At 48.8% G+C, this 11,855-nt stretch carries 13 protein-coding genes; 5 read left to right on the plus strand and 8 right to left on the minus strand.

Annotated features, from left to right (window positions below; all coding sequences use genetic code 11):
• Position 1: 1 nt before the first annotated feature.
• Positions 2 to 418, plus strand: coding sequence for an 8-oxo-dGTP diphosphatase MutT (gene mutT, locus IL_RS02270; RefSeq protein WP_011233707.1), 417 nt, complete (start codon positions 2 to 4; stop codon positions 416 to 418).
• Positions 419 to 453: 35 nt separating this feature from the next.
• Here the strand turns inward: mutT and yacG are convergent, their stop codons facing one another.
• From yacG to nadC, 8 genes are all read right to left on the minus strand, one after another.
• Complete coding sequence (gene yacG, locus IL_RS02275; RefSeq protein WP_011233708.1) at positions 454 to 648, minus strand: DNA gyrase inhibitor YacG; 195 nt, start codon at positions 646 to 648, stop codon at positions 454 to 456.
• Positions 645 to 1,409 carry a cell division protein ZapD gene (gene zapD / locus IL_RS02280; RefSeq protein ID WP_011233709.1) on the minus strand — a complete coding sequence of 255 codons (765 nt, stop codon included), beginning with the start codon at positions 1,407 to 1,409 and terminating at the stop codon, positions 645 to 647. The genes yacG and zapD overlap by 4 nt, the downstream gene beginning before the upstream one ends.
• A gap of 40 nt (positions 1,410 to 1,449) precedes the next feature.
• Entirely contained in the window at positions 1,450 to 2,058 is a 609-nt protein-coding gene (gene coaE / locus IL_RS02285) for a dephospho-CoA kinase (protein ID WP_011233710.1), read from the minus strand.
• Between the two features lie 2 nt (positions 2,059 to 2,060).
• Positions 2,061 to 2,921, minus strand: a complete 861-nt coding sequence (locus IL_RS02290) for a prepilin peptidase (RefSeq protein WP_011233711.1) — start codon at positions 2,919 to 2,921, stop codon at positions 2,061 to 2,063.
• Positions 2,922 to 2,936: 15 nt separating this feature from the next.
• On the minus strand, positions 2,937 to 4,115 hold the full coding sequence (locus IL_RS02295) for a type II secretion system F family protein (protein WP_011233712.1): 1,179 nt from the start codon (positions 4,113 to 4,115) through the stop codon (positions 2,937 to 2,939).
• Positions 4,102 to 5,415: a GspE/PulE family protein gene (locus IL_RS02300; protein ID WP_011233713.1), complete on the minus strand. Its 1,314-nt coding sequence runs from the start codon at positions 5,413 to 5,415 to the stop codon at positions 4,102 to 4,104. Before IL_RS02300 ends, IL_RS02295 begins: the two co-directional genes overlap by 14 nt.
• Positions 5,415 to 5,897: a pilin gene (locus tag IL_RS02305; RefSeq protein WP_011233714.1), complete on the minus strand. Its 483-nt coding sequence runs from the start codon at positions 5,895 to 5,897 to the stop codon at positions 5,415 to 5,417. Before IL_RS02305 ends, IL_RS02300 begins: the two co-directional genes overlap by 1 nt.
• A gap of 99 nt (positions 5,898 to 5,996) precedes the next feature.
• On the minus strand, positions 5,997 to 6,866 hold the full coding sequence (gene nadC, locus IL_RS02310; protein WP_011233715.1) for a carboxylating nicotinate-nucleotide diphosphorylase: 870 nt from the start codon (positions 6,864 to 6,866) through the stop codon (positions 5,997 to 5,999).
• Between the two features lie 67 nt (positions 6,867 to 6,933).
• On the opposite strand from nadC, the gene ampD reads away from it, so the two are divergent.
• The 4 genes from ampD (at position 6,934) to aceE (ending at position 11,847) form a co-directional block, all read left to right on the plus strand.
• Entirely contained in the window at positions 6,934 to 7,482 is a 549-nt protein-coding gene (ampD, locus tag IL_RS02315) for a 1,6-anhydro-N-acetylmuramyl-L-alanine amidase AmpD (RefSeq protein ID WP_011233716.1), read from the plus strand.
• A gap of 10 nt (positions 7,483 to 7,492) precedes the next feature.
• Positions 7,493 to 8,317: a beta-lactamase regulator AmpE gene (ampE, locus tag IL_RS02320; RefSeq protein ID WP_011233717.1), complete on the plus strand. Its 825-nt coding sequence runs from the start codon at positions 7,493 to 7,495 to the stop codon at positions 8,315 to 8,317.
• An 85-nt stretch (positions 8,318 to 8,402) separates the two neighbouring features.
• On the plus strand, positions 8,403 to 9,149 hold the full coding sequence (gene pdhR, locus IL_RS02325) for a pyruvate dehydrogenase complex transcriptional repressor PdhR (RefSeq protein WP_011233718.1): 747 nt from the start codon (positions 8,403 to 8,405) through the stop codon (positions 9,147 to 9,149).
• A 25-nt stretch (positions 9,150 to 9,174) separates the two neighbouring features.
• Positions 9,175 to 11,847 carry a pyruvate dehydrogenase (acetyl-transferring), homodimeric type gene (gene aceE, locus IL_RS02330; RefSeq protein WP_011233719.1) on the plus strand — a complete coding sequence of 891 codons (2,673 nt, stop codon included), beginning with the start codon at positions 9,175 to 9,177 and terminating at the stop codon, positions 11,845 to 11,847.
• The last annotated feature ends 8 nt before the right edge of the window (positions 11,848 to 11,855 follow it).

Raw genomic sequence — 11,855 nt, forward strand, 5'->3', positions numbered from 1 at the left:
TATGGAGACCCAAAAATCGCCTGCTGTCCATGTGGCAGTAGGCGTGATTGAAAATGAACAGGGCGAAATTTTTATCGCTCAACGTCATCCTGAACAACATCAGGGTGGTAAGTGGGAATTCCCCGGCGGTAAAGTCGAAGCTGGCGAGAATGTTCAACAAGCATTGCAGCGCGAACTAAAAGAAGAGTGCGGTATTGATGTGACCGACATGGCTCCATTAACCGTCATAGAGCATCAGTACAAAGATAAGCGAGTTTTACTCGATGTCTGGTGGGTGCTTTCATACAGCGGTGAAGCGCGTCAGTTAGAAGGTCAGGACTGGTGTTGGGTTGATAAAAACCAGCTGGATGCATTCCAGTTTCCGGAAGCTAATCAACCCATTGTCGAATGCATTATGCAGTCATTGAACGCTTATTAGTACAGCAACTCGTACTCTAATGGCTACTACCTGAACTAATAATCTGATTCTTCGTTGTTATAGTCGTCGTTAGCTATGACAACTGGCTCGCCCGGGATGCTTTTTTCCTCGTTTGCCCATTCACCTAAATCAATCAGCTTGCATCGCTCACTGCAAAAAGGTCTGGCAGGGGATTTTTCTGACCACTCTACCTTAGTCTGGCAGGTTGGGCAGTTAACACTAATACTCATGGACTACACCTTGCGAGTTCAAATTCAATATCGTGCAGGGATGTTTCTTTGCTCTCCCCGGGTAAGGGCATGAATCGTACCGTAAATCGCTGCCGATGCCCACTGATCACCGGATAAATCTTGGCAGAGCGGGGGACCTTAATTCGCAGCATAGCAAGCAGTTGCTCTGAACTTTCCTGCAGGAAGCCATTTTGCAATTGTATTGGCGCAAAAACGGATTGCTCGCGTAATAATGTCAGTTTTAAGGTAATAGCCAGTTCAACAAGAGCCAGTGTCTGACTCCAGCGTTCGCATTGTTGCTGCTTTTCTTCAGCAGACTGACTTAACCATAAATGTAGCTGAGGTAATTCAAATAAGCCGCTCATGCCCGGCTGGCTGAATCGCTGGCGTATACTCGTTAGCAGTGCATCGTCTTTGAGTTGGCGCAAGTACTTTGGAATATCCTGAAGCGTGTTGATGCAATGCTCAATTTCACTAATGGTTCTTTGCAATGCGTCACGGTCTACGTCGGGGTGTTCTTCCCATTTTTGTAAACGCTGTTTGTCGAGCTCTAAGTCTTTTGTCAGTTCGGTACGGATGTCACAGCGCTCAAGTAGTTCGGTGACAGCAAACAAGGCATTAAAAAAGGGTTCAGCCTGTTCATCAAAACAGACTCGGCTGGCTTTTAACTGTTCGAAGCCATGTTCTAAACGCAAATAAGTTCGCATACGCTCCTGAAGCGGATATTCATAGAGAATGTTGTCGTTATCAGTAGATGTCATGCGATTGCCGATTGTTGAACTCTGTTGCTATGATAGCGGATTACTCTTCCTGTGCAACGGTTGCCGCAAGATAGCGCTGATGCAATTGGTTAACTTGCCGACGTAATTGGTCGATACTGCTCTCGTTATTCAGAATATCATCCGCTTTGCGAAGTCGTGCCTTACGACTCAGCTGAGCTTTCATTATTGCCTCAACTTCTTCTTTTGGACTCTCGTCGCGCTGAATGGTTCTTTGCAGTTGCAATTCTTCCGGAACATCCACGACTAATACCCGCTGGCAGTACTTATCTAAATTATTTTCCAGTAACAGCGGCGCTGATAAAATTACATAGGGTGAGCTGGCCTGTTCCAGTTGAGTCAGAATTTCCTCGCGTATGGCTGGGTGTAACAAGCTGTTCAACCAGTCTTTTTCTGCAGGGTCAGAGAATACTTTTTGGCGTAGCGCTTTGCGATCAAGCTCGCCTTTGTCGGTTAGCAGATCTCGACCGAAATGTTCTGCAATTGCTCGCAGGCAGGGGGTGCCCGGCATTACCACCTGACGGGACACAATATCGGCATCGATCACGGTTATGCCCAATTTTTCAAACTCAGCTGTGGCTGCCGACTTTCCGCTACCGATACCACCGGTTACACCAACTACATAGGTCATACTCAAGTTCCCCCTAACCAATGCCAGTAGCTGAACAACAGCTCCATACCATAGAAATAACTCAGCAGGCCTCCGCCGATTAGAAAAGGCCCAAAAGGTATGGGTTGAGAGCGGCTTTGCCGGCGTAACATAATCAGGCCTATTACGGCTCCGCAAACCGAGCTGGCAAGAATTGTGACCGGCAACAGAGTCGCGCCGGTAAAAGCGGTGATAGCTGCCAGCAGTTTAAAGTCACCATAGCCCATACCTTCTTTGCCGGTGATAAGCTTATAGGCCCAGAACACGCTCCAAAGGCTAAGATAACCCGCTGCGGCACCAATAATTGCGGAGGTTGGAGTCATGTCACTTAAGTCAGAGATAGACCAGAGCAAAGCCACCCAGAGTAAAGGGTAAGTGAGCTGATCGGGCAGTAACTGATGACGCCAGTCAATGACGAACAGGCAAATTAATAACGAAAAGACCGTAGCATATACCAGCGCTGGCAGAGTGAAGCCGAAATACCAGCCTATTATGCCAAACGCCAGGCAACTGATAATTTCAACCAGCCAGTAGGTAACCGGAATGCGAGTTTGACAATGGCGGCAGCGTGCGCGCAAAACCAGATAACTCAACAGCGGAATATTATCGTACCAGGCAATAGAGGCCTTGCATTCAGGGCAATGGGAACCCGGAAACGCGATGGAAAAGCGGTCCTGTTTGGTTACCGGCGTTCCGTTCATTTCGGCACATTCGCGCTGCCATTGGCGTTCCAGCTGTATTGGTAGCCGGGTGATCACTACATTCAGGAAGCTCCCAATAACAGCTCCCAGCACCAGCGCGACCATCAATGTCGGTATTGATCCGGCAGCAAGCAAGTATTCCATACTTCTATTCCTTAGTTATTGAAACTGCTGCCCCATAGAAAACAGCGGTAAATACATAGCGACCAAAAGAGTGCCTATAATGCCGCCTAAAACGACCATCAGCAAGGGCTCTGCCAGTGCAGTCAGGCGCTCACAATTTTCCTCAAAACGTTGTTGCTTGAAATCGGCAAGTGCGGCGAAGGCATTATCGATTTTACCATTTTGCTCGCCAACTTTAAGAAAACTGAGAGTGCGGGGCTCATTCAGCGCACTGGAACGGAAACTGTCTACCCAACCGTTACCGGACTCTAGTTGCTGATGAATTTGACGCAAGGCTGCTTTATGGGGCAACCAGTTCAGGGACGATTCGGTGCTGAGAATAGCTTGCCGGGTTTCAATACCGGCACGCAGAGCTACTGCCAACCGGTGAAACAGCTGCTGCAGCTTAATATCCTGTAGCAATTGACCAATAACGGGTAATTGAGCAAGTGTGCGTTGGGAGAACAGCGGAGCTTTGTTTTTAACGGTCAAAAGAGTAACTGCCGCAGCTAATATCGCACTGAAAATGACAAATGCCTGCTCTTTCAAAAAAGCTGATGAATTCAGTAAAACGGCAGTGAGCCAGGGTAGTTCGCCTTCGCCAAAAAGCTGAGCAAAGGCAGGCAAAACCCAGCCCATCATCATGAAGCAAACACCAGCTGCCACGAGTAATACAATGACGGGGTAACGCAGCGCTTTGGTTAATTGCTTTTTCAGTTGATGCTGGCGTTTTTCCAGTTCTTGTAACTGCTGTAACGCATCCGCAAGCTGTCCGTTTTGTTCCGCCCAGGCTATGGCATTTATGTCAGCTTTGGGTAACCAGTGTTCATAATAAGTCAGTGCTCGACTGAAAGAGAAGCCATGCTCAATGCTGCGAATACAATCTTCAATTAACCAGCGCAGGCTTCTGGACTTAGTTTCACAAATACTGTGCCGCAGAGCTTCTGAAAGCGGCAGGCCACTCTCCAGTAAACTGGCGGTTTGTTGCAACAGAATGTACCAGAGCGATAATTTAGGCCTAATAAGTTTTCTCTGACGCTTCGATAAGCGTTTTATTTTTGTGCAACGGATATGATGTTGCGATAACAGCTGTTTCGCCTGCAACAGCGAGTCTGCATGAACCAGCCCAGACGCATTGTCAGCCTGCCACTGCCAGCAGTAATCAAGCGTCTTCATAAGTGAAACGCTCCTTTTCCGCAGGGCTGATTAAGCCGCTATCGATATAATGCTGTAGCGCCTGCGAAAAATCCGGAAGCTTCAAATGGCCCAGATAGTGACGCAAATCTTCAATGGAGGCTCGTGAGTTGGTTAATGTCTCAATTAACCCTTCAGTTGTATCCAGCCAGGGCACCACCTCAAATACTGCCTGACGGTTTTTCTCTGTTCGGCTGTGGCTGTCGGCTACAGGCAGTAAACGTTGACTGACAATAAGCTTTAATGAGCTGCGAATATCCAGGGGATTAACGCCCAGAGAGTGCAAACGCTTTAATGTATCCAGGCAGTTGTTGGTATGCAGTGAACTCAGAACTAAATGACCCGTTTGCGCGGCCTGAACTGCAATTTTGGCTGTCTCCGCATCGCGGATTTCGCCAATAAGGATGACATCGGGGTCTTGCCTAAGGAGGGCGCGAAGAATCGATGCGAAGGTCAGCCCCTGGCGCGCATTGACCATCACCTGACTGCAGCCCGGCAGCGGGACCTCTACCGGATCTTCAACACTGCAAACGTTGCTGCGCTCAGTATCCAGCTGGCTCATTGCGCTGTACAAAGTTGAAGTTTTGCCGCTACCTGTCGGTCCGGTCACCAGAATTAACCCCTGCGTCTGGCTTAAACAGCGGGCAAACCAAGCGTACTGCTGTTCCAGCAGCCCGGTTTGCTGTAAGGGGGTAATGTTGTGTGTGGGCTGTAAGCACCGCAGCACCAATTTTTCACCTCCGATAACCGGACAGCAGTTTAATCTGAATTCCAGTTGCGTGTTATCACGGAATTGCACGGACAAGCGTCCGTCCTGCGGTTGACGTTGTTCGGTTAAATCGAGGCTGGCCTGTACTTTAATTCGCGAGTAAACCTGCTGCGCAAACTCTCGCGCTATAAAATCTAAACGGTGCAACTGGCCGGCTTCTCTGCCTCTGACAACAACACCTTGGTTCAGAGGTTGCAGATGCAGGTCAGACAGCCCTTTCTCTGAGCAGTACAACAGCAACTGGTCAACGTATTCGATAGCCGAGTCCTTTGGCAGTTGAATACCGGATCGCTTGCCTTTGCCACGAATGAGCAATACTCTTTTATCGCTGTAAAAGCTCAGTAGTACCGCGTCAACCGGCGCAAACCCGGGTTTTTGCAATAACATGAGCCACTTTTCCCCTTGCGCAAAAGGCAGCAAACCATGTTGTTGTAGGAAAGGGTCGTACTCATTTTCCGACGAACTCGTCGGCCCGGGCAGGTGGGTGAGTGAACAGCAGGCGAAATCAGTCATTAGTAGCTTACCTGTTGTTCACAGTTTTGCACTACTGAGCGCATTTCGCTGTAATCGGAACAGGCAATGTTCCAGTCTAAATGCGTATTCGTGGCGTTGGGTGTCAGTTCAATCTGCAGTGGCTGATTATTAATACTCACCGAGTTGAGAGTTAGGCGCACCGCAGCAGATTCGGTCAGACTGAGGTCGCTGAGCTCATCGGGGAGAGGCGAGGGTAAACCGGGGATGCCTTTATTTCCGGCTTGATTGCATTTATTTAACTGCCCCTCAATTTGCCAGCACAAAGCAATACCCAGCTGTAGTGGCTGAGCATGGGCTAAGGCTTTACTGACTTTGGCCTGCTGGGTGTAATAGGTGTACGACGGAACGGCAATAGCCGAGAGGATGGCAATGATGGCCACCACGACCATCATCTCGATAAGACTAAAACCCTTACCTGGCAAACGAAGAACGGGCAAACGGCGAAAATGTGCTTCCTGCATAATTCAGCTCCCTGTTTAAGAACAGCAGAACTGTGGTTCACCCGGGCGAATTAGTAAATTCTATTTTCCTGTAAGTTATTGGCTATCCACCGCCATTTTCTAGTTATCTTCTGAAATTCTCATTGATAAATCAATTGCCTGGACGTTCTTTGTCAAAGCGCCGGAGGAGATAAAATCAACCCCGGTGGCAGCCAGTTCCGGTAAACGCTCATCGGTAATATTACCCGAAACTTCTAGTTGCGCGCTGTGCCCGGCATTGTCACGGTTTTGCTGCACGGCCTGCTTAATGTCTTCAATACTGAAGTTGTCCAGCATAATCACGTCGGCTTCGGCCTTCAGAGCCTGTCCAAACTCATCCAAATTTTCGACTTCAACTTCCACCGTTTTACCGGGGTTCAGGCGTTTGGCCGTAGCGACAGCCTGAGTAATACCCCCACAGGCAAAAATGTGATTCTCTTTAATCAGGTAGGCATCAAATAAACCAATGCGGTGATTCACACCGCCACCGCAGCGCACCGCGTATTTCTGTGCTAAACGCATACCAGGCAGAGTTTTCCGGGTATCCAGCAGTTGTGTTTTATAACCGTCGAGCAATTTGCTGTAATGATAAGTGGTGGTCGCGGTAGCAGATAGCGTCTGTAAAAAGTTAAGTGCCGTGCGTTCGCCGGTCAGCAAAATGCGGCTGGGGCCCTTTAAGCGGCAGAGTTCCGTATTGGCTTTGACGTTATCGCCGTCTTTTACCAGCCATTCTATTTCTACCTGATTTCCCATTTGGCGAAACACCTGATCAACCCAGGCACAACCACAAATGACAGCGTCTTCTCGGGTAATAATGCTGGCGCGGGACTGGCTTTGTTCCGGAATCAGTTGCGCAGTAATATCTAAACGGGCATCTTCGCCGAATAAATCTTCTTTCAATGCGGCGCGCACACCGTCCTGAATAGCAAGTTGCAGCTCGGGCTGACTCATAGATGGCTTTACCTTTTAACAGACAATACGGATACTAGGGGGCAAACTTTACCGTTTTGTTGAGCCTGTGAAAAGCGACCCGATAAAAAATCATAAAATAACCACTGCGGTGCAGCATCCGTCCCCGCATTACGATGATCGCCCGCAAAGCGCTGAAGTCAGTCTGCTGGTCATTCATTGTATTAGCCTGCCGGAAGGACAATATGGTACACCTTATATTCGCCAGCTGTTTATGGGCGAACTGGAACCCGATGCACACCCGGATTTTGCTATTCTGAACGGACTGAGGGTGTCGGCGCATTGTGTGATCCGCCGCAATGGTACAGTTGAGCAATACGTGCCCTTTGATAAAAGAGCCTGGCACGCGGGTATGTCCCGTTACTGCGGGCGTAGGCGATGTAACGATTTCAGTATAGGCATTGAGCTCGAAGGAACCGACCACAGTGCCTATACTCAACAACAATACGAACAATTAATTGCAGTCACTAAGGCGTTAATCAGCACATATCCTAGGTTAAACCGTCGACGTATTGTCGGCCATCAGGATATCGCCCCGGGTCGTAAAACGGACCCGGGCAGTGAATTTGACTGGCAAACCTATTTAAATGCCTTATAAGGAGTCATGAATGGTCCTCATTGCGTTGCTGATTGCATTAAGCGTTGAGCGTTTGTATCACAGCCCGGCCTTTTTGCACTGGTCGTTTTTTCTGGAACGCTGGCAACACTGGAGTGCGGCACGGCTTACAAACGAAAAGTGGAAAAGTGAGCCTCTGCAACTGGTTCGCCTGCTGGTTCCTGCTTTGGCTGTCGGTTTTCTGGTGGTGTTGCTGGACAACCTGATGGTGACCTTTATTGTCAGTATTTTGTCTTTACTGCTGGCGATGAATTGCGAGCCCGCCCGCAAAAGCTATAAGGCTTATTTAAAGGCCGCAAACCGGGGCGATGAACAACAGGTAAATGAACATCAACACGCATTAACTGAATTTGCCGGGCAGCATCAGCCAAAGCAGTTAAGTGACTCGTTAATCTGGATCAATTACCGGCAATATATTGCGGTAATGTTCTATTTTGTGCTGTTTGGCAGTTTCGGCGCTCTGGTATACGCCAGTCTGCGTTATGCCGAGAAGCAAATAAGCGAACCGGAGTCGACTAAACTCTGGCAGCAATTTATGTGGTTTGCAGACTGGGTTCCGGCTCGCTTAGCTGGATTCGGTTTATTAATTGTCGGGCATTTTTCGCGGGCGTTCCCAGTTTGGGTCAAGCACAGTCTGAACCCGCAGGCCGACCCGGATAAACTGCTTTTTAATGTCGCCAGCAAAGCAGAAGACATCCCTCAGCACCCCGACGACAGAACCGAGCACATCGCTTGCCAGTTGCGCTTAATGCGCCGCCAGCAGATTTTCTGGGTGTGTGTTATTGCCGCCTTAACCTTAACGGGTTGGGTGAATTAGAGGTTGTACCAGCTGAGAAAAATTTGGGCTCAGCCGTTAAATGATTTAGAATAACCGCATCTTTTGGTCTGACCAATTCACCGTTATGCCAGATTTACCCATAAAACAGACGAAGCTTTCCGACACTATCGTGGCGCATCTGGAACAGATGATCGTCGATGGTCGGCTTAGTGCCGGGCAAAAACTGCCGGCAGAGCGTCAACTGGCTCAGCAATTTAATGTTTCACGCCCATCGCTGCGCGAAGCCATTCAAAAATTGGAAGCCAAAGGTGTGGTAGAACGTCGCCAGGGCGGCGGAACTTACGTTGTGAATAGCATCAATGAGCAACTAACAGAGCCACTGTTTGAGCTCTTGGCCAAGCACCCTGAGTCGCAGTTTGATTTGCTTGAGTTCCGTCATGCACTGGAAGGCATCTCGTCCTTTTATGCAGCATTACGAGGCACCGAGGCCGATCTGGATCGGATTTCTGAGAGTATAAAAGACTTAGAGAATAGCCGGGCTAACAGCATCGATGATCAGGTCAATGCAATAGTGGAATTCTATCACCGTATTGCAGAGGCCTCGCACAACGTTATTTTGTTGCATGTCATTCACGGCATGCAGGAATTACTGGCCGAAAATATTAGGCAGAACCTGGAAATACTGGCGGGTCGTGACGACTTGCTGGGAAAACTGAATCAACACCGTCAGCAGCTGGTTAGTGCCATTGTTGCCGGTAAACCGGAGCAAGCGCGGGATGCGTGTCATCAACATTTAGCCTATATTGAACAGACATTGTTAAACTTAGGCAAAGAACAGTCACGCATTCAACGTTCGCTACGACGTTCCTGAATTGATAAAAAGGTAAGGAATAGCTATGAGTGAAGAATTAAACAAAGATGTCGACCAGCAGGAAACTCAAGAGTGGTTAGACGCTCTTGAGGGGGTGCTTGAGGCTGAAGGCCCGGAAAGAGCGCACTATCTGTTAGAGCAACTGGTCGACAAAGCTCGTCGCAATGGCGCTTATTTACCGTATAAGCCAACCACGGCATATCTGAATACCATTCCTGCCAGTCAGGAACCCACTATGCCGGGTAACCAGACGCTGGAATCGCGCATTCGTTCAGCCATTCGCTGGAATGCCGCCATGATGGTGTTGCGTGCATCGCAAAAAGGCGAAGAGTTAGGTGGCCACCTTGCCAGTTTTGCTTCTTCGGCGATGTTATACGATGTTGGCTTTAACCATTTCTTCCGTGCGCCAAATGAAGACGATGGTGGTGACTTCCTGTTTATTCAGGGCCATGTGTCACCCGGTATTTATGGTCGTGCTTTCATTGAAGGACGCTTGACCGAAGAGCAATTGAATAACTTTCGTCAGGAAGTCGACGGTAAAGGCTTACCTTCTTATCCGCACCCGAACTTAATGCCGGACTTTTGGCAGTTCCCGACGGTCTCTATGGGCTTAGGCCCAATTCAGGCTATCTATTTAGCCCGCTTCCTTAAGTACCTGACTGACCGTGGCATTAAAGACTGTTCAAAACAACGTGTTTACTGCTTCTTAGGTGACGGTGAAACCGATGAGCCAGAAAGCTTAGGTGCTATTGGTCTGGCTGCTCGCGAGGAGCTGGACAATCTGACTTTCGTTATTAACTGTAACCTGCAGCGCTTAGACGGGCCGGTACGTGGTAACGGTAAAATCATTCAGGAACTGGAGGGTAACTTCCATGGCGCCGGCTGGGAAGTGATTAAAGTTATCTGGGGGCGCTACTGGGATCCGCTGTTGTACCGCGACACCGAAGGTAAATTGCAGCAGTTAATGGAAGAAACCGTTGACGGTGATTACCAGAACTTTAAAGCCAAAGGTGGCAAGTTCACCCGTGAAAACTTTTTTGGTAAGTACCCTGAAACCGAAGAAATGGTCGCCAACTTGTCTGACGAAGACATCTGGCGCTTAAACCGTGGCGGGCATGACCCGGTAAAAGTCTACTCGGCGTACCATAAAGCCGCTAATACCAAAGGTCGGCCACAGGTTATTTTAGCGAAAACCGTAAAAGGTTATGGCATGGGTGCTGCGGGCGAAGGTAAAAACATTGCCCACCAGGTTAAGAAAATGGATTTAGACGCGGTTAAGCACATGCGTGACCGTTTCAATATCCCGTTTGAAGACAAAGAGCTGGAAGACCTGCCTTACTACAAGTTTGACGACGACAGCGATGAAATGAAGTATTTGAACGAGCGTCGCGAGAAGCTCGGTGGTTATATGCCAGTGCGTCGTCCGGAAAGCGATGTTGAGCTTGAGCTGCCCGCACTGAAAGCTTTTGATGCGGTTCTGAAAGGTTCAGGGGATCGTGAAATTTCCTCAACTATGGCCTTTGTTCGTGTACTGACAGCGCTGCTGAAAGACAAGAAAATTGGTAAACGTATTGTGCCAATTATTCCGGATGAAGCTCGTACCTTTGGTATGGAAGGCTTGTTCCGTCAGGTGGGTATTTATTCGCACCATGGCCAGAAATACACGCCGCAGGATAAAGACCAGGTTGCCTATTATCGTGAAGATAAAAAAGGCCAGGTGATTCAGGAAGGCATCAACGAACTCGGTGCTATGGCGTCCTGGATTGCAGCGGGTACCAGTTACTCGTTAAATAACGAGCCGATGATTCCGTTCTACATTTACTACTCAATGTTCGGTTTCCAGCGAGTCGGTGACTTAGTCTGGGCCGCAGGTGACAGTCAGACCCGCGGCTTCCTGGTCGGAGGTACTGCCGGTCGCACAACGCTTAACGGTGAAGGTCTGCAGCACCAGGACGGACACAGCATGGTTCACTTTGGCACGGTGCCAAACTGCATTAGCTATGATCCGACATACGGTTATGAAATTGCAGTTATCGTGCACGATGGCCTGAAACGCATGTTTGGCGACCAGGAGAATGTTTTCTATTACCTCACTGTAATGAATGAAAACTACCATCAACCAGAAATGCCGGAAGGTGTCGAAGAAGGCATCATCAAAGGTATTTACGAACTGGATAAAGTGAAGGCCAAGAACAAAGCTAAAGGCGATGTTCAGTTGTTAGGCAGTGGTACTATTTTGCAGCAAGTGCGTGAAGCAGCGACAATCTTGTCTGAAGAGTACGACGTGAACTCAACAGTTTACAGCGTAACTTCATTCAATGAGCTGGCGCGCGATGGTCTGGATACTGACCGTTGGAACATGCTGAACCCTGAGAAGAAAGAAAAAGAAGCCTACATTACGCAAGTGATGAAAAAGGCGAAAGGACCGGCAGTAGCAGCAACAGACTACATCAAGCTGTACGCTGATCAGGTTCGCGCCTGGGTACCAACCTCTTACCGGGTATTAGGTACCGACGGCTTTGGACGCTCGGACAGCCGCGCTAACTTGCGTAAGCACTTTGAAGTGAACCCGCACTATATTGTGGTTGCAGCACTGAAAGAACTGGCAGACCAAGGTGATATCGATAAGAAAGTGGTAGCTAAAGCTATCAAAGACTACGATATCGACACTGACAAGCTGAACCCGCGTTTAGCATAAGGAGGTAC

The organism is Idiomarina loihiensis L2TR (assembly GCF_000008465.1).
In the GTDB taxonomy this organism is placed as follows: domain Bacteria; phylum Pseudomonadota; class Gammaproteobacteria; order Enterobacterales; family Alteromonadaceae; genus Idiomarina; species Idiomarina loihiensis.